Annotated in this window: 20 protein-coding genes, 1 tRNA gene and 1 other RNA gene; 5 read left to right on the top strand and 17 right to left on the bottom strand. The window is 37.5% G+C overall.

Annotated elements, in window-relative coordinates; translation table 11 throughout:
• The first annotated feature begins 3 nt into the window (after window positions 1–3).
• Complete coding sequence (locus tag NZ923_07765) at window positions 4–315, top strand: MTH1187 family thiamine-binding protein (protein MCS7229911.1); 312 nt, start codon at window positions 4–6, stop codon at window positions 313–315.
• On the opposite strand, the gene NZ923_07760 is transcribed toward NZ923_07765, so the two are convergent.
• Window positions 312–557, bottom strand: coding sequence for a DUF3098 domain-containing protein (locus tag NZ923_07760; protein MCS7229910.1), 246 nt, complete (start codon window positions 555–557; stop codon window positions 312–314). The genes NZ923_07765 and NZ923_07760 overlap by 4 nt on opposite strands.
• A 61-nt stretch (window positions 558–618) precedes the next feature.
• On the opposite strand from NZ923_07760, the gene NZ923_07755 reads away from it, so the two are divergent.
• Both NZ923_07755 and NZ923_07750 read left to right on the top strand, forming a co-directional pair.
• Window positions 619–1,155: a hypothetical protein gene (locus NZ923_07755; protein MCS7229909.1), complete on the top strand. Its 537-nt coding sequence runs from the start codon at window positions 619–621 to the stop codon at window positions 1,153–1,155.
• Between the two features lie 14 nt (window positions 1,156–1,169).
• Window positions 1,170–3,296: a TonB-dependent receptor gene (locus NZ923_07750; protein ID MCS7229908.1), complete on the top strand. Its 2,127-nt coding sequence runs from the start codon at window positions 1,170–1,172 to the stop codon at window positions 3,294–3,296.
• Window positions 3,297–3,334: 38 nt separating this feature from the next.
• On the opposite strand, the gene clpB is transcribed toward NZ923_07750, so the two are convergent.
• Window positions 3,335–5,995: an ATP-dependent chaperone ClpB gene (gene clpB / locus NZ923_07745; protein MCS7229907.1), complete on the bottom strand. Its 2,661-nt coding sequence runs from the start codon at window positions 5,993–5,995 to the stop codon at window positions 3,335–3,337.
• A gap of 174 nt (window positions 5,996–6,169) precedes the next feature.
• Complete coding sequence (gene dnaK, locus NZ923_07740) at window positions 6,170–8,098, bottom strand: molecular chaperone DnaK (GenBank protein ID MCS7229906.1); 1,929 nt, start codon at window positions 8,096–8,098, stop codon at window positions 6,170–6,172.
• A 184-nt stretch (window positions 8,099–8,282) separates the two neighbouring features.
• On the opposite strand from dnaK, the gene NZ923_07735 reads away from it, so the two are divergent.
• Complete coding sequence (locus NZ923_07735; GenBank protein ID MCS7229905.1) at window positions 8,283–9,242, top strand: L-threonylcarbamoyladenylate synthase; 960 nt, start codon at window positions 8,283–8,285, stop codon at window positions 9,240–9,242.
• Between the two features lie 87 nt (window positions 9,243–9,329).
• Here the strand turns inward: NZ923_07735 and greA are convergent, their stop codons facing one another.
• From greA to tatC, 11 genes are all read right to left on the bottom strand, one after another.
• The gene (gene greA, locus NZ923_07730) at window positions 9,330–9,812 is read right to left on the bottom strand and encodes a transcription elongation factor GreA (GenBank protein ID MCS7229904.1); all 483 of its coding nucleotides are present in this window, start codon (window positions 9,810–9,812) and stop codon (window positions 9,330–9,332) included.
• Between the two features lie 9 nt (window positions 9,813–9,821).
• Window positions 9,822–10,877, bottom strand: a complete 1,056-nt coding sequence (locus NZ923_07725; protein ID MCS7229903.1) for a hypothetical protein — start codon at window positions 10,875–10,877, stop codon at window positions 9,822–9,824.
• Complete coding sequence (locus tag NZ923_07720) at window positions 10,877–12,292, bottom strand: TldD/PmbA family protein (protein ID MCS7229902.1); 1,416 nt, start codon at window positions 12,290–12,292, stop codon at window positions 10,877–10,879. The genes NZ923_07725 and NZ923_07720 overlap by 1 nt, the downstream gene beginning before the upstream one ends.
• On the bottom strand, window positions 12,289–13,524 hold the full coding sequence (locus tag NZ923_07715) for a bifunctional 3,4-dihydroxy-2-butanone-4-phosphate synthase/GTP cyclohydrolase II (protein MCS7229901.1): 1,236 nt from the start codon (window positions 13,522–13,524) through the stop codon (window positions 12,289–12,291). Before NZ923_07715 ends, NZ923_07720 begins: the two co-directional genes overlap by 4 nt.
• Window positions 13,525–13,656: 132 nt before the next feature.
• The gene (gene yajC / locus NZ923_07710) at window positions 13,657–13,962 is read right to left on the bottom strand and encodes a preprotein translocase subunit YajC (protein MCS7229900.1); all 306 of its coding nucleotides are present in this window, start codon (window positions 13,960–13,962) and stop codon (window positions 13,657–13,659) included.
• 78 nt (window positions 13,963–14,040) lie between these two features.
• Entirely contained in the window at window positions 14,041–14,322 is a 282-nt protein-coding gene (locus tag NZ923_07705; protein MCS7229899.1) for a hypothetical protein, read from the bottom strand.
• 15 nt (window positions 14,323–14,337) lie between these two features.
• Window positions 14,338–15,684, bottom strand: coding sequence for an NCS2 family permease (locus NZ923_07700; protein ID MCS7229898.1), 1,347 nt, complete (start codon window positions 15,682–15,684; stop codon window positions 14,338–14,340).
• 222 nt (window positions 15,685–15,906) lie between these two features.
• Entirely contained in the window at window positions 15,907–18,822 is a 2,916-nt protein-coding gene (locus NZ923_07695) for a S8 family serine peptidase (protein ID MCS7229897.1), read from the bottom strand.
• Window positions 18,823–18,970: 148 nt separating this feature from the next.
• Window positions 18,971–19,849: a hypothetical protein gene (locus NZ923_07690; protein ID MCS7229896.1), complete on the bottom strand. Its 879-nt coding sequence runs from the start codon at window positions 19,847–19,849 to the stop codon at window positions 18,971–18,973.
• 27 nt (window positions 19,850–19,876) lie between these two features.
• On the bottom strand, window positions 19,877–20,860 hold the full coding sequence (locus NZ923_07685) for a polyprenyl synthetase family protein (GenBank protein MCS7229895.1): 984 nt from the start codon (window positions 20,858–20,860) through the stop codon (window positions 19,877–19,879).
• A gap of 9 nt (window positions 20,861–20,869) precedes the next feature.
• The gene (gene tatC, locus NZ923_07680; protein ID MCS7229894.1) at window positions 20,870–21,679 is read right to left on the bottom strand and encodes a twin-arginine translocase subunit TatC; all 810 of its coding nucleotides are present in this window, start codon (window positions 21,677–21,679) and stop codon (window positions 20,870–20,872) included.
• 124 nt (window positions 21,680–21,803) lie between these two features.
• On the opposite strand from tatC, the gene NZ923_07675 reads away from it, so the two are divergent.
• The gene (locus NZ923_07675; GenBank protein MCS7229893.1) at window positions 21,804–23,954 is read left to right on the top strand and encodes a glycoside hydrolase family 57 protein; all 2,151 of its coding nucleotides are present in this window, start codon (window positions 21,804–21,806) and stop codon (window positions 23,952–23,954) included.
• Here NZ923_07675 and ffs read toward each other — a convergent pair.
• From ffs to NZ923_07660, 3 genes are all read right to left on the bottom strand, one after another.
• An RNA gene (gene ffs, locus NZ923_07670) (signal recognition particle sRNA small type) lies at window positions 23,953–24,053 on the bottom strand. The genes NZ923_07675 and ffs overlap by 2 nt on opposite strands.
• 17 nt (window positions 24,054–24,070) lie before the next feature.
• Window positions 24,071–24,156, bottom strand: a tRNA-Leu gene (locus tag NZ923_07665).
• Window positions 24,157–24,204: 48 nt separating this feature from the next.
• Window positions 24,205–25,224 carry a DUF1028 domain-containing protein gene (locus tag NZ923_07660; GenBank protein ID MCS7229892.1) on the bottom strand — a complete coding sequence of 340 codons (1,020 nt, stop codon included), beginning with the start codon at window positions 25,222–25,224 and terminating at the stop codon, window positions 24,205–24,207.
• Between the last annotated feature and the right edge of the window lie 43 nt (window positions 25,225–25,267).

Here is a 25,267-nt window from a genome sequence, read left to right as displayed (position 1 = left end):
AAAATGCTCCTTTGTGAATTTAGTATGACACCTATAGGACAAGGAGAAAGCGTGAGCAAATTCGTCGCAAGATGTATTGACATAGTTGAGAAAAGCGGACTTGAATACAAATTAACACCAATGGGTACGATAGTTGAAGGCGAATGGGATGATGTCTTCAACACAATAAAAAAATGCTTTGAAGCACTTAAAGAAGATTGCAACAGGATATCAATAACAATCAAAGTAGATTACCGAAAAGGTCGAACTGGAGCATTAGAAAGCAAAGTTAGAAGCGTTGAAGAAAAGCTCGGAAGAAGTGTGAAAAAAGGTTAACTTTTTTCGTTTTTGAACTTTTTCAAAATTCCAAATGGTATGATCAAAACATACGCAATAAACAGAATAATCGGCGCAAGCGTAATCGCAATGAAATCGTCCACATCACCAATTATCATTAGATAAAAGCCGATGAAAATCAAAACGACACCTAAGATAATAACAACGAAATTTTTCTTTGAAAATGGGATCTCGTTCCTCTGTAAAACTGTCTTCGGTTTCTTCTCCTTTATCTTTGCCATTTAAATTAAGTTTTTGTTTTTGACTTTTAAAAGATAAAAAAACAAACGAAGTTTTGCAAATATGCGAGCTAAACTTTTTATCATCTTTTTTCTTCTCTCGTTCTACTCATGCGATCACGGATTGAAACCACCAGAAGTTGATACCTCAACACAATATGAGGAGCCAGGTTTCGGAGGAATTGTTTATTTCAAAGGGACATGGCCAGACACAATTTATGATCTAAGGGTCGTCGCTTTCAGAAATTATCCACCTAAAAACATAATAAGCGAGGTAATAGAAGGAAAAGCAAAGTTCAGCCAATCATTGCCAAGGAGAGTTGATTCAGCAAAGTATGAAGTTCTAGCTGATACTGGAAGATGGGAATATATCGTCGTAGCACTTCAATATGGTGCAAACATATTTTCTGATTGGAAAGCAATTGGTGTTTACGACACAACCAAGTCCGATACAATCCCAACACCACTTTATATCCCCCCTGGTAGATTTATCCGTGGAATCAACATAGTTTGTGATTTTAGAAATCCACCACCTCAACCATTTAAATTATCCGAAATAATTGGGCTATTAATCACAAAACAAATTGAGATTGAAAAATGAAGTTTCTTTTACTTTTGATTCTAACAACTTCACATCTTTTCTCACAACAGCCCAAAATGGGTAATTTATCAGGAACAGTGCTTGACGAAGAAACAAAACAACCAATTTTTGGAGTAAATGTTATAATTGAAAACACATTCCTCGGAACAGCTACGGATCAGAGAGGGAAATTTAGTATTAAAAACATTCCAACTGGTAAATACACCGTCAGGTTTTCTGCTATAGGTTATGAAATCAAGAGAGAAAAAATTGAAATTTTACCTTCACAAGAAACGAACTTAATCGTTGAATTAAGACCAACCGCATATACAACAGAACCAATAATTGTAACAGCAACAAGAAGGGAACAAATTTTAAGCGAAATCCCTATAAGCACTCATGTGGTTGAATCTGAGATGATTTCAAATAGAAATAATCTTCAAATTGATGATATACTTCGCTATGTCCCTGGTGTTAATATGATCCAATATCAAGTGAACATTCGCGGTTCAAGTGGATATAGTCGTGGGACTGGAACGAGGGTTTTACTTCTTTTTGATGGTATGCCGTTCTTAACAGGCGATGCAGGAGAAATTATTTGGGAAGCGATCCCAGTTTGGCAAATTGAGAAAATTGAAATAGTAAAGGGAGCTGGCTCAGCTCTTTACGGATCAAATGCGATAGGCGGAGTTATAAATGTTATAACGAAAGAAACGACACAAAAACAATCCTTCAGATTCCGAACATACCTTGGAATGTATGACAAACCATATTATCCTCAATGGAGATGGAGCCCAAAAAATAGATTTTACTACGGTGGCTTTGCATCTTTTAACTTTTCCGTTGGAAACCTCTCCTCCCTTATTCACATACAACGAAGCATTGATGAAGGATATAAACAGAATCAAAATTATCACAGGTGGAACTTATTTACAAAGTCAAAATATAATTTTTCCCCTTACTCAAACTTGAGTTTTGTTTTCAACTACATTCGTCAGAAAAATGAAACTTTCTTTTATTGGAAGAACTTACGAAACGCACTTAGACCAAGAGACGAGGACCTTGGATCAAGGGTAAATTCTGAAAGATTTGTCACATTTGCACAATATAAAAGAATTTTAAACGATCGTCTTTTTTATTTAGCTCGTTTAGGATTTTTCAGAAACAAATGGAACGATAATCTAACACCTCAGAATAGAAGCACAGCAGGCTTCATAAATTCAGAAATACAAATCAATTACCAACCAAACGATAAAAACTATTTGATCTTCGGGCTTGATCTAATTTACAATGATGTTAAATCATCACTCTTTGGAAAAAGAAACTCACATTCAGTTGCTATATATCTTCAAGACGACATTAAACTTTCCGAGAGTTTCTCAATTTCGCTTGGCTTGAGAAATGATTTATATAAACTTGACTCTTTAAAATACACTGGGCAAATAAATCCAAAATTTAGCGCAATTTACAAAATCAGCAACGCATTAAATTTCAGGACATCGTTTGGCTCTGGTTTTAGAGCCCCAGCGATAAGCGAAGCATTCACAAGCACTACAGCAGCTGGAGTTACAATTAAACCAAATCCATCTTTAAAACCAGAAAGAGCAATATCATTTGAAGTTGGGTCAAGATTTATACATTCTTTAGCGATGATTGATTTTTCGCTGTTTTGGAATCACTATTGGAATTTGATAGAACCTGTGTTTGACATTGATGGGAAAATTATTTTTAAAAATGTGACCGAGGCAAGGATTCAAGGAGCGGAAATTGGAATCAATTTATTTCCAACATCTTTTTTGAACTTTTCAATTGGATACACTTATCTATTCCCATGGGATTTAAGCGAGGATGCAATCTTGAAATACAGACCAAAACATATCTTTTATGCAAATACGAATTTGAATTACAAAATTTTCCATATGGGCTTTGATTTCAGGTTCATAAGTAAGTATGAAAGAATAGACCAACTTTTAAAACTTATCGTTCCTGATGCAGAAGCAAGGGTTCCAATATATGTTGTTGATGCAAGGTTAGGCTTTGACTTTAGAAAGCTTAAAATTTTTGCAAATGTGAACAACCTTTTACAATACAACTATGTTGAAATCGTCGGTAATCTTGCACCGATAAGAAATTTCAATTTGTCAATTGAGTATGAAATTTGAAATAAACTAAAAACGGGGGAATTTGCTCCCCCGCTTTCTTATACGACCTCAACTTCAACCTTCTTGTTGAAAACGGGTTTTCCGTAAAAGTCAATGTCTATAACAACTGTATCTCCGTTCATGAATTCACCCGCAAGGATTTTTTCCGCAAGCGGATCAAGTATATGCTTTTGTATAACTCTTCTCAAAGGTCTCGCACCATAGGTCGGATCGTATCCAATATCAGCAAGCCATATCTTTGCTTTATCTGTGAGTTCAATCTTCATGTTATTCTTTTCAAGTCGCTTGTTAACTTGCTTGATCTGTAAATCAACTATCTTCAGTATGTCATTTTTAGTCAACGGTTTGAAGAAAATTATCTCGTCAATTCTATTCAGAAATTCGGGTCTTATTGTTTGTCTTAAAATTTGCATCAAATCGTTTCTTAATTCCTCCATAATTTTGTCCCTGTTTTCATCAGTCATCTTCGCCATCTTCTCCTGGATTATATGCGAGCCGATGTTTGAAGTCATAATTATGATCGTGTTTTTGAAGTTAACGACATGACCTTTGCTATCGGTTAATCTTCCATCCTCAAGGACCTGAAGCAATATATTAAATACTTCTGGATGCGCTTTTTCAATTTCGTCAAGTAAAACGACCGAATAAGGTTTTCTTCTAACTGCTTCTGTTAATTGACCACCTTCCTCATATCCGACATAACCAGGCGGTGCACCAATTAACCTTGAAACGGAAAATCTTTCCATATACTCAGACATGTCAATTCTTATCATCGCATTTTCATCGTTAAACAAAAGTTCAGCGAGCGCTTTCGCAAGCTCTGTTTTCCCAACGCCCGTGCTACCTATGAACAAGAAAGAACCAATTGGTCTTCTTTCGTCTTGAAGTCCAGCTCTTGCTCTGCGAATTGCGTTGCTTACGGCTCTTACTGCCTCCTCTTGATCAACAATTCTTTCATGCAATCTTTCCTCCATATGAAGTAGTTTAGTTCTTTCGCTTTCAAGCATTCGCTGAACAGGTATTCCTGTCCATTTTGAAACTATCTCAGCGATGTCTTCTGCATCAACTTCTTCTTTCAACATTCTTAAATCCTTTTGGACTTCAGCTAATTTTTGAGTTGTCTCTTTGAGTTTCATTTCAAGCGAATGAATTACACCATATCTTAACTCTGCAACTTTAGCATAATCACCTTCTCTCATTGCTTTGTCAGCTTCAATTTTGGCTTTTTCAATTTGTTCTTTCATCTCACGAATTGATTTTATAAGTTCCTTTTCAGTTTGCCAATGGGCTCTGAGGCGATCTCTTTCCTCACGCAAAGATGCAAGTTCTTGCTCAATATCTTCAAGCTTTCTCTGTGTTGCTTTTTTGTCAATATCAGTTGCGTAATTTGAAGCAAGCTCTCGCCTTACTGCTTCTCGCTCTATTTCAAGTTGCTTAATTTTTCTTTCAATTTCATCAAGTTCTTCGGGCATTGAATCAATTTCTATTCTTAACTTTGACGCTGCTTCATCTATCAAATCAATCGCTTTGTCAGGTAAATATCTATCGGTTATGTATCTATGGCTCAATTGCGCAGCTGCGACGATCGCTGCATCCGTGATTCTAACGCCATGATGCACTTCATACTTTTCTTTCAAACCTCTTAAAATTGAAATCGTATCTTCAACCGATGGTTCTTCAACGAGAATCGGTTGAAATCTTCTCTCAAGCGCTGGGTCTTTTTCAATATGTTTTCTATACTCATCAATCGTAGTTGCACCAATTGCATGCAATTCTCCACGGGCAAGCGCCGGTTTCAACATATTTGCTGCGTCAACTGCGCCCTCAGCTGCGCCAGCTCCAACAATTGTGTGTAGCTCGTCAATGAAAAGAATAATTTCACCGTTTGATTCTTGAATTTCACGTAAAACAGCTTTTAACCTATCCTCAAACTCTCCACGATATTTTGTCCCTGCGATCAACGCACCGATGTCAAGTGCGAAAATTCTTTTGTTTTTCAACGGTTCAGGTACATCACCTTGGACAATTCTATGTGCAATTCCCTCAACAATTGCTGTCTTACCAACGCCCGGTTCACCGATTAACACAGGATTATTTTTCGTCCTTCTTGACAAGACCTGCATAACACGACGGATTTCCTCATCTCGGCCAATCACAGGATCAAGCTTACCAAGCCGTGCTAATTCAGTTAAATCTCTTCCATATTTTTGTAATGCTTGATATTTATCTTCCGGATTCTGATCTGTAACTCTTTGCGAGCCACGAATTTCTCTCATTACCTTAAGAATTGCATCTTTGGTTATACCTTGTTCAGCAAGGATTTTTCCAGCGTCGTTGTTTTTGTTTTCGGCAAGAGCTATCAAAAGATGTTCAACACTTATATATTCATCTTTTAACTGATTTGCCTCTCTTAACGCATCATCAAAAACTTTCATCAAACTTTGAGATATATACTGATTCCCAAGCCCAGCTCCTTGAACTTGAGGAAATCGGCTTATTGATTGATTTAGTTTATTTTTGATGTATTGAATGTTTCCGCCGATTTTCTTTATAATTGAATTAACAAGACCAGTTTCATCTTCAATCAATGCAAGCAGTAGATGCTCAGGTTCAATCACCTGATGACTTTTCTCGGATGCAATTTGCATCGCCTTTTGAATTGCATCTTGCGATTTTATCGTGAATTTATTCCAATTCATTTACTTTCACCTCCTTTCTTTTTGTTTAGCAAAAAATCAAAACGCTGTTTAAAGTATACTATTTTATGTGTTGGAATTTTAACAGAAAAAGCGAGCAAGAATGTTTTTAAAAATCAGACGTATTCATAATTCAACAAAAAAGGCGAGGTTAAAACCTCGCCTCTGTTGAATCTTTTAATTCTTCTCTTTCTTATCTTTATCGTCAACTATTTCATAGTCAGCGTCTTTAACATCTTTCTTCGCTTCCGACTCTTGAGAAGTACCTCCTGTATAACCACTTCCGTAGCTAGTTCCAGAAGTTGCATGTTGATATAGATAACTTGAAGCTTCGTTCCAAGCACGAGTTAAATCATCCATACCAGCTCTTATGTCAGCGATAGGTGCGTTCGTTTTGATCAAATCTTCAAGTTTATTTGCCTTCATTTCAATTTTACTCTTCAAGTCGGATGGTAATTTATCACCTATTTCACGCAATTGCTTGCGTGTTGTATAAACGAGGTTGTCAGCTTGATTTCTAAGTTCCGCTTCTTCACGTTTTCTTCTGTCTTCCTCAGCGTGTTCTTGAGCCTCTCGCTTCATTCGTTCTATCTCTTCTTTGCTTAATCCGCTTGACGCTGTTATTCTTATGCTTTGTTCCCTACCTGTTGCTTTATCTCTTGCGGTGACATGTAAAATTCCATTTGCATCTATATCAAATGTAACTTCAATTTGTGGCACTCCTCTCGGAGCCGGTGGTATTCCATCAAGTATAAATCTACCGAGCGATCTATTATCCTTTGCCATCGGTCTTTCACCTTGCAAAACATGGATCTCAACTGAAGTTTGATTATCAGCTGCTGTTGTGAATATCTCGGTCTTTCTTGTCGGAATCGTTGTATTTGCAGGGATTAAAACAGTCATCACTCCACCAAGCGTTTCAACACCGAGCGAAAGTGGTGTGACATCAAGTAATAGAATATCTTTTTCTTCGCCAGCAAGGACAGCAGCTTGAATCGCAGCACCAATTGCAACTGCTTCATCTGGATTGACGCTCTTGTTCGGTTCTTTCTTGAAGAAATCACGAACGATTTGCTGGACTTTTGGAATTCTTGTTGAACCACCGACGAGAATAACCTCATCAATATCGTTAACCGTTAACTTCGCTCTTCTCAAAGCTTCTTCGCAAGGTGGAATAAGCTTCTGCAAAAGATCATCTATTAATGCTTCAAACTTTGCCCTTGTCAAAGTCATTTGCAAATGTTTAGGTCCAGTGTTGGTCGCTGTGATAAATGGAAGATTTATCTCTGTTTCAAGTCGGCTTGAAAGCTCAATTTTAGCTCTTTCTGCAGCTTCTTTCAATCTTTGCAAAGCAATCGGATCTTTGCGAAGGTCAACTCCCTCTTGCTTCAAAAACTCCTCCGCTATCCAATCAATTATCCTTTGATCAAAATCATCTCCACCGAGATGTGTATCGCCGCTCGTCCCTTTGACTTCAAAGACACCTTCACCAATTTCAAGAATTGAGATATCAAAAGTTCCACCACCAAGGTCAAAAACTGCGATTTTCATTTGCTTACCTTTCTTGTCAAGCCCAAAAGCAAGAGCTGCTGCGGTTGGCTCGTTGATTATTCTTCTGACATTCAATCCCGCAATTTCACCTGCTTCTTTAGTTGCTTGACGCTGTGCGTCATTGAAGTATGCTGGGACAGTTATAACCGCATCCGTTATCTTTTCACCCAAATAAGCTTCTGCATCCTGTTTTAATTTTTGCAAAATCATCGCTGAAATCTCCGGTGGTGAATAAACCCTGTCTCCAATTTGAACTCTCGCTGTGTTATTCGGACCACGAACAACTTTATACGGAACTCGCCTTGCTTCCTCAATCACCTCATCATAGAATCTTCCCATAAATCTTTTTATTGAATATATCGTATTCTCCGGATTTGTGATCGCCTGTCTTTTCGCAGGATGTCCAACGAGCCGCTCACCCGTTTTAGTAAACGCAACAACAGATGGAAGCGTCCTTGGACCTTCAGATGTTGGTATAACAACGACATCATTTCCCATTTTTACTGCAACGACAGAGTTTGTGGTTCCAAGATCAATCCCAACAATTTTTGGCATAGTTTTCCACCTCGTTTTTATTTTTTTATAAAACTTGAAAAATTTTCTGTAAATTTATATTGCAAAGCTCGTGCCAGAGGAAAATGATTAAAAGTTAATAAAAATTTTTTGCGAATTTCATTCCGAAAATTTTAAATTTGGCAGACAAATGAAAAGATTTCAGAAACTTAAGCATTTTTGACCGATGAGAGTTAAAGCAACTGAAGAAAACATAAAACTTGCTGGGAAAATCATAAAAGAAGGTGGATTAGTTGCATTTCCAACTGAAACAGTTTACGGGCTTGGTGCAAACGCTTTGAATCCATATGCGGTTGCAAAAATTTTTGAAGTCAAAAAACGGCCAGCCTTTGATCCACTTATTGTTCACATCTCTAAAATTGAGTGGCTTGAAAATCTCACAACAAAAGTAGATGAAAGAGCCAAAAAACTTATAGAAAAGTTTTGGCCAGGTCCTTTGACTTTGGTTTTGCCGAAGTCAGACATCGTTCCCGACATCGTCACCGCTGGTCTTCCAAGCGTTGCTATTAGAATGCCTTCTCATCCCGTTGCGCTTGCGCTAATTGAAAACGCTCAAACCCCGATCTCTGCACCAAGTGCAAATCCATTTGGTTATATCAGCCCAACAACCGCTGAACATGTTGAAAAAATGCTTGGCGATAAAGTTGACTTAATTCTTGACGGAGGGAAAACTCCAATAGGTGTTGAATCAACTGTTTTATCGTTAATTGACGACGAGCCAAAAATTCTTCGCCCAGGTGGACTTCCAATAGAAGAAATAGAAAAAGTCATAGGTAAAGTTATAATTCAAACAAGAGCCGAAAAAATACTTTCGCCTGGGCAACTTAAAAAACACTATTCACCAAGAACCCCTGTTAAAATCTTTAAATCATTTGATGAGATAAAGGAATCCTCCGAAAACCTTGGTCTTCTACTTTTCAAGAAAACTGACTTAAAAATTAAAGCGAAACATATTGAGATATTGTCTGAAAGCGGTGATTTAGTTGAAGCTGCTGCCAACTTGTTTTCGGCGCTCCATCGGCTTGATGATTCAAATGTTGATGTGATTTATGCACAAGAAGTTCCAGAAGTCGGACTTGGTCTTGCAATAATGGACAGATTAAGAAAAGCATCCGCTAAAGAATAAATTAAGGGGATCCACAACTTAGAGGGATCCCCATTTTAGTTTTCACTTAATTCAAAAACGGTGATGGACAAAGACAAAACTTTTAAATTATCTGTTTATCTCAAGTATTTTATATTTCACAATTCCAGCTGGAACTTTTACCTCAACCACATCTCCAACCTGTCTTCCAAGCAATCCTTTTCCGATCGGCGATTGAACAGAAACTTTTTTCTCTGCCGAGTTTGCCTCCTGCGATGAAACGATCGTGTATTCAATGATTTGATTTGTATTGAGATTAAGAACTTTAACTTTTGAGTATAGATAGACCTTATCGTTCGGTAGATTTTTCGTATCTATAACTTTTGCTTTGGCAAGTGTTTCTTCAAGTTTCTGAATTTTCAGCTCGAGCATTTCTTGTTCTTGCTTCGCCGTTTCATATTCCGAGTTTTCAGAAAGATCGCCGTGCGATCTTGCTTCAGCAATTTTCCTTGCTACTTCTGCCCTGCCCTTTGTTTTTAGCTCAGATAATTCTTTTTTAAGTTCCTCGTACTTTTCCCTTGATAGATAGATTACATCATTTCTGTCGCCCATCATTTTGAGTCAATTAATTTTGTTTTTACTTAAAATCTGCTGTTGTTTTAACCAGTGTTTCTTAACAACTTCAAAAGCTGGTTTACTATACGGAGAAAAACCCGTTTTCAAGGAATCATCTTTTAAATCCGCATCCCAATTCCAAAAGAACACACCATCAACGAAATCAATATGTGAAATCACATCAAGCGCAACTTGATAACATAAACTTTGCTCCGCAAAATCAACAACTGTGCCTTTTTGCCAAGGCCTCATGCTCGCTCCATCAGTTGAAGGATAACCAATTTCAGTGAAAATCAACTTTTTATCTTTGTGATTTTCGGTATACCAACTTTTCAAATCGTTTAAATACGGTTGCCATCCGAGGACAAGCTCATCGTAAACGGGATCCAGTTTATTTGACACCGGAGCGAAAAAATCTATGCCTACATAATCAACCTTATCCCAAAAAGAAACATTTCTATATTCATCAAAATTTGAAGCGTAAATTATCTTTCCGTTGTAAACTTTGCGGACGCTATCAATTAAATCCGACCAAAGTTTTCTCTCTGCGCTCAGCGAAGCAAGTTCTGTTCCAACGCAAAACATCTCAACCCCAAGCATTTCAGATATCCTTGCATAATTTAAAACATATCTTGAATAATTTCTAAACCACGCGCCAACATCCACAGGTTTAATTTTCGTTCTCGGAGTTCCATCATAAACATCAACATGAATCTTCAACATAACACCAAAATTTTTTGAATGTGCATATTGAATTATTTGCGAAATTGAATATACGCTCGGTGTTCGGTTTATATCTTCTATGATCACCGTGTCATTCAACTTCTTTTGATAAAGCGTCACAACAACCGAAACCCAATTCGCTCCAGATGTCGCCATAGTGTCAAACGAAGTTCGCGCTTGCTCTGAGCCATATTCGGTCCGTCTCCACGAAACGAAATTGAAACCCTTTTTGTATGCTTGAACTCTCTCCTTTATCATTTCATCTTTGATGTTGACAATAAAATTGCAACCGTAGAATAAAAAGAGCAAAAGAGAAATTTTTGAAGCGATCATCTTCATCAAACCTGTGTCCCGCCGACTGTTATTTCACTTACGAGGATGGTTGGTTGCCCAACTCCTACTGGGACATATTGTCCATCTTTCCCACATGTTCCTGTCCTTTTCTCAATTTCAAGATCGTTTCCAACGCCGATAACCTTCTTCATAATATCAGGTCCATTCCCAATTAAATTTGCGCCACGAATTTGATATGTTATTTCACCATTTTCTATTAAATATCCTTCGTTTATTTCAAACACGAAATTTCCACTTACAATATCAACTTGACCTCCGCCTAAAGATTTCGCATATATTCCGAACTTAACGCTCTTTATCAGATCATTGGGATCGTCTTTTCCGGCATCAATGTAAGTGTTTCGCATTCTCGGCAATGGATAATGTCTATATGATTCACGCCGACCGTTGCCTGTTGATTCAAGATTCATAAGTTTTGCGTTTAACTTATCAAGCATGTATCCCTTTAAAATTCCGTTTTCTATTAATACGGTTTTTTGCATAGGTGTTCCTTCGTCATCAATCGCAAGTGAACCTCTTGAGTTAGGAACAGTGCCATCGTCAATAATTGTGACAAGTTCAGAACAAACTTTTTGACCTATTTTTCCGGAATAAACTGATATCCCTTTTCTATTGAAATCACCCTCAAGCCCGTGTCCAACGGCCTCATGGACAAGAACTCCGCCCCAACCTGATTTAATTACAACAGGGAAATTTCCAGCTGGTGCTGGCTTTGCATTTAATTTTGAAACAGCTTGGCTTGCTGATTCAATGCCTGCTTTCTCTGGCGAATGTTCAATCAAATAATCATATCCATATCTTCCACCCACATAACTTATGCCCATTTCACGCAATCCATTATCAATTGCTACTGAAGTTATAAAAATTCTAAACAAAGAATCTTCACTTTCAACGAAAATTCCTTCCGAATTCGCAATCCAAAAATATCTGATGCTCTCTTGGTAATTTATATCAACTTGTTTTATCCGAGCGTCATAACTTCTTGCTGAATCGTTTGCCCGCTTAAGCCATTCAACTTTTTGATCAATATCAAGAAGATAAATTGGTTTGTCGGATGAAAAATTTGGCTTTACACTTCTTTTATTCTCAAGATCAGCGATTTTGAAACTTGCTTCACCATTAGCAATGTATGAAGCAACCTCTGCGACTTCCAAAATTTTTTCAAATTTAAAATCATTTGTATATGCGTAGCCAGTCTTTGAACCTGAGATAACTCTTACACCGAGCCCAGGTGAGATCCCATAACTTAAACTTTTCACTTTATCTTCTGAAAAATTTATCGTCGTTTCAACTCTATATTCAAAATAGATTTCTGCGAATTCCCCGCCTCTTGCAATCGCCCGGTCTAAAACTTTTTTTATCTGTCCAACATCAAGTATTTCGGGATATGCAAGTTTCATTTGCCTTCACTTTTATTTTTCTCATCCATTAACACTAAATGTCCAAGCTTATCTCGTTTTGTTCTAAGATAGTTAATGTTAATTTCATTTGGTTGGATTTCTATTGGAACTCTCTCAACGATTTCAAGCCCGTATCCGGCAAGCCCAACTATTTTTTTGGGATTATTTGTAAGAAGTCTCATTTTTCTGACGCCGAGATCAACAAGTATTTGGGCACCGATTCCATAATCTCTTAAATCAGGTTTAAACCCAAGCATTTCATTTGCTTCAACTGTGTCCTTACCTTCGTCCTGTAATCTATAAGCTTTGATTTTATTAACAAGTCCAATTCCTCTACCTTCTTGTCTCATATAAAGCAAAACTCCTCTTCCCTCGCGTTCTATCATCCTCATTGCGGAATGAAGTTGATCTCCGCAATCACATCTAAATGAGCCAAAAACATCGCCAGTTAAACACTCAGAATGAACACGGACAAGCACTGGTTCACCATCATCAACTTTCCCTTTAACAAGGGCAACATGGACTTTTCCATCGGTCAAACTTTCATAGAGATGAAGTTCAAAGAAGCCATATTTCGTAGGAAGCTTCGTTGTGGTAATTTTTCTAACCAGTTTTTCACTTTTGAGGCGATAACTTATTAAATCTTTTATTGTTATAATTTTCAATCCAAATTTTTTCGCAACCTTGAAAAGGTCTGGGACTCTTGCCATTGTCCCATCGTCGTTCATGATCTCACATAATACACCTGCCGGATATAATCCAGCAAGTCGCGCAAGATCAACTGCCGCTTCTGTATGTCCTGCCCTTCTCAAAACTCCGCCTTCCACCGCTTGAAGTGGGAAGATATGTCCAGGCCTTGCGAAATCCCCAGGCTTTGAATTTGGATCAACTATCGCTTGAATTGTTTTCGCCCTGTCAAAGGCAGAGATTCCTGTCGTTGTTCCTTTTTTGTAATCAACGCTTACGAGAAAAGCTGTGTTATGTCTTGATGTGTTAAATTCAACCATCGGTTCAAATTCAAGCTCGCGTGCTCTCTGTTCAGTTATAGCAACACAAATCAAACCACGCCCATATTTTGCCATAAAATTAACCACTTCAGGTGTCGCCTTTTCTGCAGCAACTATAAAATCGCCTTCGTTTTCCCTATCTTCATCGTCAACAACTATCACAATTTTCCCATTTCGTATATCTTCAATTGCTTCCTCTATCGTATTAAATTTTTCACCTGGCATCATATTTCACCTCGTGTAGATTTATATTTCAAGCGGTTTCTAATCTCGTGTGGGAGATCCTTTTATAAAAAAATTTGGGACAGATTAACTCTGTCCCATCAGAAAATAATTAAGGGATTTTAAAGATATGAATTAACCTTGACCTTCACGAGTGACAACTGCTATAGCTGCCTTTTCAAACTTTATTTTTACACCTTCATCAACTTCAAGCAAAACTGTTCTGTCGTCAAGTCCAACGACTTTTCCGTGAATTCCACTTGAAGTTATAACTTTGTCGCCTTTTTTCAACGACTCAATAAGTTTTTGATGTTCCTTGGCTCTTTTCTGCTGCGGTCTTATTATCAAAAAATAGAAAATCAAAAAGATCGCAACGAACATTATAATCGTGCTGATCAAACTGCTCGTAGCATCTGGTTGCGCCTGAAATAGAAGAACCATGATTTTTAACCTCCGAATAAATTTGCTTCTAAATTTTGCTTTAAGATAAGAAAATAAAGCAAGATTTCAAAATTTAGCCTAAAACATCTTTGATATCTCGCTCTCAAACTCGGGGAAGTAATGGTTTATCTCGCGAATGTTGAATTGCCTTAAAATTGATGTGTTTGGCTCGCGATCAAGCAAAAATTCAAAGGATAAATAAACAAACTTCTCAACGGTTATCTTTCCTTCTGTTAATTTCTTGAAATAATTTTCTTCAACGGACACGATGTGCATTGTTTTAGATTTTCCTGAAACAGTGACTTCAAATTCCGCAACTGGAAATGGCTTTATTTGTTTTACTTCAATTTGATAAGCCATAATACCACCTCCAGTTTATTTTAAAGCAAGAAAGATATATCTCGCCAGGAAAACGAATGTCAAAGCAATTATTATCCAGTTTATTTCCTTATGTCTTCCACTGAATAACTTCACGATCACATAAGATGTGAATCCAAGAGCGATCCCATCGGCAATGCTAAATGTCAATGGTATCCCAAGCATCATAATAAACGCAGGGATCGCCTCAGTTATATCGTCCCAATTTATATTGACAATAGGTTTTACCATTAAGCTTCCTACAATGATAAGAGCTGGTGCAGTAATTGGATAAAGAACATAACCAGCGGAAACTTCAACTCCACCACCAACCAACTTAACAATGGGATAGAAAAGAAGCGAAATTAAGAAAAATAAAGCGACAAAGATTGCTGTTAAACCCGTTCTCCCACCAACCGCAACGCCAGATGCGCTTTCTATGTAAGCAGTCACTGTTGATGTCCCCAACAAAGCCCCAAATGTAGTTGCAAGAGCATCTGACAAGAGTGCCCTTTCAGCTTTTGGAAGTTTTCCATCTTTCCCCACAAGTCCAGCTGCCTGCCCAACACCTATCAGTGTGCCGACAGTATCAAACAAAACCATATAAAGAAAAACAAGGACAGCAACAATAAAAGTGATATCAAAAAGATTTGAAAAATCAAGTTTTAAAATCGCGCTTTCCTTCACCTCTGGCAACGATATAACTTTGCCCTCAAACTTTATAACTCCCAAAATAATCGCCAATATCGTTGAGAAAAATATCCCAATTAAAATTGCCCCTCTTATGCCACGAGCCAAAAGAACAGATGTAAAAATCAAACCGAAAATAGAAATCAAAACCTCAATTCTATGAATCTCACCAAGCTGTGGTAAATTTGTCCCTGAATTAATCTTTATAATTCCTGCTTGAATAAAACCTATCAAAGTGATGAAAAGCCCGATCCCAGTTGCAATTGAATGCTTCAAACCTTTAGGCATCGCATCAAGAACTGCTTCTCTTAACTTTACAAGTGAAAGCACACTGAACAAAACGCCAGAAAGAAAAACGATTGTAAGAGCGGATTGCCAAGAAAATCCCATGCTCCCAACAACGGTATAGGAAAAGAAAAAATTTTGCCCCATGCCAGGAGCTAAAGCGATCGGATAGTTAGCAAGCAAAGCCATTATCACTGATCCAATCGCAGAACCAACGCAAGTTGCAATAAGCCCCGCCCCGAAATCAATTCCAGCGTGAGATAAAACAACCGGTTGAACAAAAATTATATAAGACATGGTCATAAATGTAGTAACCCCAGCGACGAATTCAATCTTGATGTTCGTATTTCTTTTGCTAAGCTCAAAGAGGTTTTCAAGCAATTTGCTCATACCGAAGGTCAATGTTAAATTTTTAATTTCCCAAAATTTTTATAACAAAAAATTTTCTCAAAATCAAGTTGCCATGTGGAAATCGCTCCCGCTTAAAACTTACTTAACACAAAAAGGGGAGATTTTCAGAAGAATTAACCTTGATCCTTACGATGAAGAATGCACACGAGCAAAACTAAACCTACCTCAATAAATACAAGTTCTTTTTCACTTAACAAAGGCTCATTTCAATAAAACCATCTTTTTGCTAGCTTCAAACTCGCCAGATTTGATTCTGTAAATGTAAACTCCACTTGGAAGATCGTTAGCTACGAACTTAACGGTTTTTTCTCCGACATCAAATTTTTCATCCTTGATAAGAGTCCTAACCTTTCTTCCAGTTACATCAAAAATTTCAATTGTTACATTTGCTGGCTTTGGAAGCGCAAACTTTATGTTCGTTTCAATGTTGAAAGGATTCGGATAGTTTTGATACAGGACGAATTTTTTAGGTATTATCTTATCAGACCCAGTATCAGTTATGATAAATTCCCATCTTTCTCTTGCCCTCATAACCGCTCTTCTTAAAGCTTGCAAGCTATCACCGCAGACGATCGCAAAGCCAATTTTCAATGTATCCCTGTTCTTAAACAATGAAGTTCCGCCAGAAATAACAACAGAAACATCTCCAGCTCCAGCCGAATCCCTTCTCACACCTCTATAACTTAACGCCTCCCATTTTTCAGACTTTGTGAATCCATCATAAATTCCCCACAGGTTATCACCTGCATTATTTATAAACCAAACTCCTTGATTGGCTCCACCGATTAATGCGATCCCTGTTAATGTCTTCTCACCATCTGGCTCTATATCATATACATAAACGAAATTACCAACCCTATCGTAAACGATCATGTTTTCATATGCACTTCCAAGATCAAAATCAAGAAACAATCCAGCTCGGAAATTAGCGTAATCAGAACCGGATTTGTTAATTATTGAATACTTAAGCAGAACAAAGTTCATATCATCAAGTGTTTGATCAAAAGCAAAGCTATTAAGTTGAACTTCAATTCCGACCCTATTCGGACTTGGTGCAAGCGAATCGCTAAAAATTGCAAACCCATCTTGCGCTGAGATATTTCCTGGCGTTCTTAAATAAAAAGGCGTTCTATGTATGAAATCACTTCTTTGCCTTTGACCTGTTTCATCCCTTGCAACATCAACTATTTTAGAACTACTAAATCCAGCCATGAAAGCACCCTCAAAGAGCAAGTTATTCCCATCACGATAAAGCAAACCCTTCCCTTGCGTGTTTGAAGGATAATCGTTGAAAGCAAGATTACCGCGACTTGTAACAGTTAAAGTTATAAAGTTAGCGTTATGCTCCCTGAAAGTTGGTCTTACGAAAACTTTGAAATAAACAAAATCGTTATATGAGCCAGCAGATATTTTCACGACAAATTTAACTGTATGATTCTCTGGAGTGCTTGGATCTATTCTAAATTTAAATGGTTCTGAAAAGTTGCTCCTTGATTGTAAAGTTCCAAGCGTTCCAATTGTAAAAGCGCCACTTATTATTTGAACATATGGATCCGAGGTCTCAAGGGTCGCAACGAGATTTGAGGCTGGCAAAAGATAATTCTTAAAAATCCCTTTAATTTGTATCGTCTCTCCAGGATCAATAGCACCATCTTTATTTCCAAGAGAATCATCAATTATGAAGTCCTCAAACCTTACCGCCGGGGAATTAACAGTTAGTGCCCTATATGCATTCACACGACCATATCCGAGCTGATGTCTATAATTAGGATTTTTATCATCTATCGGATCAGCTGTAACTCTAATTTTTTCAGCAACTTGATCAGGCGTCAGTTCAGGAAACCTCGCTCTAACAAGCGCTGCTATTCCAGCAACAAGTGGACTTGCCATTGATGTCCCCATTATAGATGTATAAGTATCGTTATACCAAGTGTTGAAAATTCTACCATCTGCGGTAGTTCCACCAGGTGCGCAAACATCTACTGTTTCACCGAAATTTGAATATCCTGCTTTAACATCATTTGAATCAACAGAAGCAACACTTAACACATGTTTATATCCCGAAGGTGAGTGAAATTCATCGCTTCTATCGTTTCCAGCAGCTGCGACAACAAGTGCGCCTTTCGCTGTCGCGTATCTTATCACTTCCTGCTCAAACCTTGAACTTCCTCCACCACCCCAACTACAATTTATGATCTTCGCTCCATTATCCACTGCATAAACAATCCCCTCGTAACCATAATAAATTAAATTGTCATCGTCGTCATCAATTGAAACTTTCACCGCCATGATTTTGCTCCTAAACCCAGCACCTGCTACCCCAATTCCATTATTTGTCACCGCTGAAGCAATCCCTGCGACATGAGTTCCATGAACCGGTTTTTTCTCACTTGGATCATTATCCTGTTTTGATCGCTGATTATTAAAATTATCTTTTCCTCCAAAGTCCCACCCTACAAAATCATCAACATATCCATTCCTATCGTCGTCAATTCCATTATTTGGTATCTCTCTCCAGTTACGCCATATGTTTCTAGCAAGATCAGGATGATCAAGATCAACACCTGTGTCAACTATACCGATAACGATGTTTGTATCGCCTTGCGTTATATCCCACGCAAGTGGCATTTGAACTTTCCTCAAATACCATTGATGAGTAAGAAAAAATGGGTCGTTCGGAATAAAATGGGGTCTATATATGTAATGTGGCTCTGCATACTCCACACTTTTCAGATTTGAAAGCTTTGCAACAACAAAATCAACGCTCATCATCTCGGGAAAACGAACGATATAAAATAAGCTTAAATCAGGCTCGCCTTTCTTAAGTGAATTCCCCGTATGAGTCGGAAACATTTTCTCAACAGAAGTTATACCAAGCTGAAGAGATACACTATTGAACTCGTCAATTTCAACTCTTTTAAGATCAAGACGATTTTTATATTCTGGTCTGAACTTCACTATTGCAATTCCAGGGATAAACAAACGCTCTCTATCACCAACTTGGTAAAAGCTTTGCTTCACCATTAAACCAGAAAGTTCAACTTTCTCGCTCGGATAGAAAAATGGAGAGATTAAAACGGCAATTATAGACAAAGAAAAAAGCAAAAGAATCTTCATTGTCCTCTATCTTTCGTTGATTTTAAAATCAAATTATGAAGATCCAAAGAACGATCGCTTTTCGCTTCTAAAATAGTTCAGCCATATCAGTTTAGTTATTAAATCAAAGCAGCGGGGCAACTTAAATTTGCCCCGCATATATGCACAATTAAAACGAAATCCCAAATCCAGCTGAAAGGACATTTACATTTCCAAGGGAATAGTCAACATTAAGATCAAAAATTACAAGATCAAGCTTAAATCCAGCAGTAGCTCTAAAATTGTTTTTACCTTTTAAGCTCAAACTTATATCTTTAGGTGTTCCAAGCGGTGGCCTATATGTATAGTTTATATCTGTTGTAAATGTTTCATACCCAACCCCTCCATACAGAGTGAAGAAAACAAAACTCTTACTTGCATGGACATTGACATTCAAAGCAGTTGCTTTCAGATAAGAACCAACTTTCAATTGCTGATACACACCTTGAACAGCGATATCTATCGGGAACATAGGAATATATTGACTTACACTATGTCCCAAGCCAATTCCTAAAAGATTTATACTTCCGATATCATCGTTAATTTTTATTGATGGGACAAATCTAACAAGCAATTCAGAATTAAAAGTTGATAAACTTAATTGTGGAACGGCAAGTGGGACAAGGGAAAGCCCAAGACCTCCTGGAAGATTTACATCTTGGATATTACGATATCTTGTTCTTGCGCCTCCATTTTTATCACCAAACACGGTCGCTGTTTCAACATTTGATGGATTATAATCCGCTCCCAATTGTGCTCTAAATTTTTTCATTGACGATGGAACAAATACAGCCATACCTTTCACACCGACATAAAACCCAAATAATTTACTCATTGACGCAGTATGATAAAGACCTGAATTTAGATTTGCCCCCATCACATCAACAAGCGGTTGAATATAACCTTTAACCGCCGCTTCTGGAAAGCTTCTCATATTTACATCTACCTGTGAAAAAGCAAAAGATGATAAAAAGACCAAGGAAACAGCTAAAATAATAATTCGCTTCATTTTTGGCTCCTTTTTTAGTTTTTGGATTTAGCTTACTCTCTCAAGAACAAAATCTGCAAGTTTCATTAATGATTCTTTTACTTGCGATTCAGGAAAATCACTGATGAAGTGTTTCGCCCTATCAAGATAATCTTCAGCAATCTTTAGCGTATACTCAATACCGCCATAACTTCGCACAAAGTCAATTACATAATAAATGTCCTTAATTTTGGGATTATTTTTTATGATTTTTATCACACGGCGGGATTCCTTGCGGGAAGAATTTTTAAGAGCATAGATCAAAGGTAATGTTATCTTTCCGTCTTTTATATCAGATCCTATCGGTTTTCCAGTAATACTACTATCACCCATATAATCAAGTAAATCGTCCCTTAGCTGAAATGCTATACCGAGATTTTCTCCGTAGTTTTTGAGCTTATCTATCACAATCTCGTCATCAGTTGTGCTCGCTGCACCAAGCTCACAACATGCTGCAATTAAAGAAGCAGTTTTATCGGAAATTATCCTGAAATACATTTCCTCATCTATATTGCTTGCCTTAGCGTTTTGGATCTCAAGCAATTCACCTTCGCTCATCCTACGAACTGCTTCACTTGTTATGTGAAGGAATTTATATTCTTTATGTCTCAAAGATATAAGCAATCCTTGCGCAAGGAAGAAATCGCCAACGAGAACCGAAACCTTATTTCCCCATATCGCGTTCAAAGATGGGAAGCCCCTTCTCATATCTGATTCATCAACCACATCATCATGAACAAGTGTAGCTGTGTGAAGAAGTTCAACGAGAGTAGCTGCATGATAAGTTGATTCGTTTATTTCACCAGCGAGCTTCGCAGATAAAAGCACGAGGGTTGGTCTGATTCTTTTCCCTTTTTGCCTTAAAATATAGTGAGCAATTATGTTAAGAAGCTTTACTTTTGAAAACATCGCCTTTTTAAAGGAGCGTTCAAATTCAATAAGTTCGTCTTTTATAGGTTGTATTATTTCAGCTAAATTCACATTTGGAACCATTCTTTGTTTTTAAAGTCCAGTTTTTTTACCTGTTAAATGAACAATCAATATGCTAAGCTCGTAAAGCAGATAAAGCGGTATCGCAAGGGTAGCTTGGCTTGCGATATCAGGTCCTGGCGTTAAAAGTGCAGCTATAATCAAAATAACAACAACAGCATGTTTTCTGTAATGCCTCATAAAAGCTGGCGTCAATATCCCGATTCTTCCAAGGAAAAATGAAAGCATTGGCAATTCAAAAACAACCCCGGAAGCAAGCATAAGACCAATTACGAAACTCATATATTCATTTATCGCAATTATATTTTGAATCTCCTGGCTACCAAATCCTGCGAAAAATCTCAATGAAATCGGAAGCACCACGAAATATGAAAAAATGATCCCCGCAAAAAAACACAATGATGAAAAAGCAACGATCCAAAGTACATATTTCTTCTCCCTCGGCAATAAACCTGGCTCAACGAATTTCCAAAATTGATAAAGTGTAAAAGGCAAACTTAAAACAAAGCCAGAAATTATAACCACCTGCATATAAAGCATAAACTGTCCATACGGCTTTAGATTTTGGAGAGTAAAACCTGCTTTCTTAGCTGGCACAATTAAAATCCCATTAACTATCGTATCGCTAAAAAAAGCACAAATTACAACGCCGACAACAATCCCAAGCAAAGATTTTATAATTCTTGACCTCAACTCCTCAAGATGCTCCCAAAAACTCATCTCTTTCTCGTAGGTCTCGGCATCGTTAACTTTAACATTTTCAATCCTGGGTTCAGCCATTGACTTAAAAAGTTTCGTTGAACTTTTTGATAAGTTAAACAATTAAATAGTCAAAATCAATTTTACCAGATTTGCCGAAATGGTTGATAATTAGGTGATAATTTTGCTAAATTAAAACCTGTGCCGATAAATAATAAGATGAAACTAAACAAAACTAAAGAAAAGAATGGAACCGATACGAGTTGCTTTTCTATGGCATATGCATCAACCTTATTATAAAGAAGATGGTGAATATCTTCTTCCTTGGGTGAGGTTCCACGGCGTTAAAGATTACTGGGATATGGTTAGAATACTTGACGACTACCCCAAAATCAAACAAAATTTCAACCTCGCCCCATCACTTATCATTCAAATCTTGGATTATGTCAATAATAAAGCAGAGGACAAAATCCTTAAGCTATCAAAGAAAAAACCTCAAGATCTAAGCGAAGATGACAAGTTTGAAATTTTGAAAAACTTCTTCATAGCAAATTTTGATAGAATGATCAAACCATATCCAAGATACCTTGAACTTTTCAACAAACGAGGTGGATTTTCCTACACTGCCGAAAAATTTGATGAAGTTTGCTCAAATTTCAGCGAACAAGATTGGCTTGATCTTCAAGTGTGGTATAACCTTGTCTGGGTTGGCGAATATAGCAAATATGATGAACCATTTAAAAATTTTTTTGAAAAAGGTAAAGATTTCACCGAGCAAGAAAAACACATTTTAATTCAGGGACATTATGAAATTTTGTCAAGGATAATTCCTAAATATTTAGAAGCACAACAACGAAGTCAAATTGAAGTAAGCATAAGTCCTTTTTATCATCCGATTCTCCCACTCTTGTGTGACACTTCTATTGCAAAAGTTTCCTCCCCAGACATAAAATTACCTGCTAAAAAGTTTATTCATCCGGAAGATGCAGATGCTCAAATAAAAAAGGGAATTGAACTTTATGCTGAAATTTTCGGTGAAAAACCAAACGGGATGTGGCCAAGCGAAGGGAGCATAAGCGAGGATGTTTTAAATCTTGTAGCTGAAAATAAAATCAAATGGATCGCATCAGATGAAGAAGTTTTAATTAAATCGCTCGCAATTGAAAATCAGGGAAACAACAATACAGATAGAATCAAAATTTACAAACCCTACTCTTACAAAACACCTTTTGGCGAGGTTAAAATAGTATTCAGGGACAGGATTCTTTCAGATCTAATTGGATTTGTATATTCAAGTTGGAACCCCGATGACTCCGCACATGATCTTGTAAATAGAATTTTAAAGATTCGCGAAGATATTATAAAAAGCGAAGGAGAAAATGCTTTAAAAAATTCAATCGTAAGCATAATCCTTGATGGAGAAAACTGTTGGGAATACTATCAAAGCGATGGGAAAGATTTTTTGCGGACTCTTTATTGGCTGATTTCAAATGACGAGAGAATTGAAACTGTTAGATTAAATGATTTTCTTTCTAACGCTAATTCAGTTGCTTTGAAAAAAATTTTTCCTGGCTCGTGGATAAACGCAAATTTCAATATTTGGATCGGTCATGAGGAAGATAACAGGGCTTGGGATCTTCTTAAACAAGCTCGTGATTTCCTTGTGCGAGAAATTGCAAAGGGCAAGCATAGCGAAGATAAAATAAAAAAAGCATGGGAAGAAATTTATATTGCCGAAGGTAGTGATTGGTGTTGGTGGTTCGGCGATGAACATATCACAGCACAAGCAGATGAATTTGACCAACTGTTTAGAAAACATCTTATTAGGGTTTACGAACTATTTGGAGCTGAACCACCAGTTGAACTATACCATCCAATAAAACGAAAATTTGTTAAATTCTTTATCGTTGAGCCGAAGAAATTTATTTACCCGTTGATTGATGGTTCAAGGGCGCGCAATTTTGAATGGGAAAACGCAGGTTATTATGATGTTGCGCACACAGGAACAGCAATGCATCAAGCATCAACGCTTGTAAAGAGAATATATTTTGGATTCAACGAAACAAACTTCTACATCAGAGTTGATACATCAAGGGACTTAACAGAAAATCACAAGATTGAAATTCATTTCATAGAACCATGTGAGATAAGGATTGAGTTTAATCACGAAGGTTTTTCAGTCAGGAAAATCAAGGCGCGAAATAAGCAAGAGATATTTGAGATAAAATACGCATTTAAAGAGATCTTTGAATTCTCAATAAGCAGGAAGACATTGTGTGCCGAGGGCGATGTTCAAAAAGTTAAATTCCACATTCACACCTACGAAGACCACAGAGCAATAGAGAAATGGCCTAAAGAAGAGTCAATAGTTGTAAATTTAAAAAACAAAACCCGATGATGGGCAGGCACCCCTGCGTCACACGGAATTAATTGCCTACCGTTGCTCCCTTCCGGGCCTGGCGGGGTTCGGCAACATTCCGTTGCGCAGGACCTTACCCAAACATCGGGCATTTGTGCCCGGGACCGGACTCGAACCGGTACGTCCCTTTCGGGACACAGGATTTTAAGTCCTGTGCGTCTACCATTTCCGCCACCCGGGCACCAAATTTTTTAAAAATTTAAAAAATCACAAATTCAAAACAAAATTTTCACCTCTTCCTTCCAACCTGTGCCTTCCAAATTTCATAATTTTTCCTTATATCCTGCAAAACTTCAAGATCAATTAAATCATCATTTCGCATTCTCACATCATAATTTTCCCATCCCATGAAATTCTGTAAAGATTTTCTCGTTTTCTCATCAAAAACCCCATTCACTGGACCATCATAAAATCCACGATCTTTCATAATTTGTTGTAATTCCCTGCAAATTTTCTCATCTATCTTTACAAGGTTCTTTGGATCACTTTTAAAAAAGTAAAGTTTATGAAGGTTATACAATCGCTGAAGTTCCTCAAGCGGTTTGGGATGATCGTAGATGCTTATATCAATGTAATTATCCATTGTGCTATCATAGCCAGCTCCTTTTTTAACAACAAGCAAAGCGGCGGATTGCTCACCTCGTTTATCTCCTCCAGCTTTACCACCAGCAACAAGTGCAGCGACAAGTCGGTCGGCAAGTGTTCCTTTCGTTTCTTCAAATGTTTTCGCCATAGCTTCAACTGTTCTCTGATCAACAAGTATATTTCCTTGAACAGCGTAATACTTTCCAACTATTATCTGTCCTTTGCCACCATACTTTTTCTCAGATCCATAACCCACAATTCCTCCAGCCCAGTCAAAGCACTCACTCCCAGTCCAGCTTACTGAATTACCTTTAAAATCAACTATTCCAACTTGTCTCAATTCTCTTTGTGGATCATTTTGCAAAAGGATTTGAAGCGCCTGTTCGGCAGTTGCACCGTTCTCAAGAAGCGCAAGCCCGGTTGGACCATATCCAACATTTGCAAAACTTTGCGTTGCAATCGCGCCGACATTTGCTTTCGCCCAAGGGACAATCGGTCTAACATTTGGAAACTTTGATTGCACAGCAACCCCTACCTCATTTGCAACAGGATCAAAAGCAACGATTGAAAATGTGGCAACTAATTTGGGCTTAACGAAGTCAGTTGGAAAATTAGCAGCAAACACCAACAAGATTGCGATTATAAAAACTGAAGTTATCTTCATTTTAGCACCTCCATTTTTATTATTAATTCAAAAAGCAAACTTT

The organism is Candidatus Kryptonium sp. (genome assembly GCA_025060635.1).
Taxonomy (GTDB): domain Bacteria; phylum Bacteroidota; class Ignavibacteria; order Kryptoniales; family Kryptoniaceae; genus Kryptonium.
This window is presented reverse-complemented; position numbering and strand designations above follow the sequence as displayed.

Coding starts and splice junctions, on each gene's coding strand:
- NZ923_07690 (MCS7229896.1), bottom strand. CDS start 19,849: ATGAAGCGAATTATTATTTTAGCTGTTTCCTTGGTCTTTTTATCATCT.
- NZ923_07695 (MCS7229897.1), bottom strand. CDS start 18,822: ATGAAGATTCTTTTGCTTTTTTCTTTGTCTATAATTGCCGTTTTAATC.
- NZ923_07765 (MCS7229911.1), top strand. CDS start 4: ATGCTCCTTTGTGAATTTAGTATGACACCTATAGGACAAGGAGAAAGC.
- NZ923_07755 (MCS7229909.1), top strand. CDS start 619: ATGCGAGCTAAACTTTTTATCATCTTTTTTCTTCTCTCGTTCTACTCA.
- greA (MCS7229904.1), bottom strand. CDS start 9,812: ATGGGCGACAGAAATGATGTAATCTATCTATCAAGGGAAAAGTACGAG.
- NZ923_07715 (MCS7229901.1), bottom strand. CDS start 13,524: ATGCCAGGTGAAAAATTTAATACGATAGAGGAAGCAATTGAAGATATA.
- NZ923_07725 (MCS7229903.1), bottom strand. CDS start 10,877: ATGAAGATGATCGCTTCAAAAATTTCTCTTTTGCTCTTTTTATTCTAC.
- NZ923_07660 (MCS7229892.1), bottom strand. CDS start 25,224: ATGAAGATAACTTCAGTTTTTATAATCGCAATCTTGTTGGTGTTTGCT.
- NZ923_07675 (MCS7229893.1), top strand. CDS start 21,804: ATGGAACCGATACGAGTTGCTTTTCTATGGCATATGCATCAACCTTAT.
- NZ923_07760 (MCS7229910.1), bottom strand. CDS start 557: ATGGCAAAGATAAAGGAGAAGAAACCGAAGACAGTTTTACAGAGGAAC.
- NZ923_07720 (MCS7229902.1), bottom strand. CDS start 12,292: ATGAAACTTGCATATCCCGAAATACTTGATGTTGGACAGATAAAAAAA.
- dnaK (MCS7229906.1), bottom strand. CDS start 8,098: ATGCCAAAAATTGTTGGGATTGATCTTGGAACCACAAACTCTGTCGTT.
- NZ923_07700 (MCS7229898.1), bottom strand. CDS start 15,684: ATGAGCAAATTGCTTGAAAACCTCTTTGAGCTTAGCAAAAGAAATACG.
- clpB (MCS7229907.1), bottom strand. CDS start 5,995: ATGAATTGGAATAAATTCACGATAAAATCGCAAGATGCAATTCAAAAG.
- NZ923_07735 (MCS7229905.1), top strand. CDS start 8,283: ATGAGAGTTAAAGCAACTGAAGAAAACATAAAACTTGCTGGGAAAATC.
- NZ923_07705 (MCS7229899.1), bottom strand. CDS start 14,322: ATGGCTTATCAAATTGAAGTAAAACAAATAAAGCCATTTCCAGTTGCG.
- yajC (MCS7229900.1), bottom strand. CDS start 13,962: ATGGTTCTTCTATTTCAGGCGCAACCAGATGCTACGAGCAGTTTGATC.
- NZ923_07685 (MCS7229895.1), bottom strand. CDS start 20,860: ATGGTTCCAAATGTGAATTTAGCTGAAATAATACAACCTATAAAAGAC.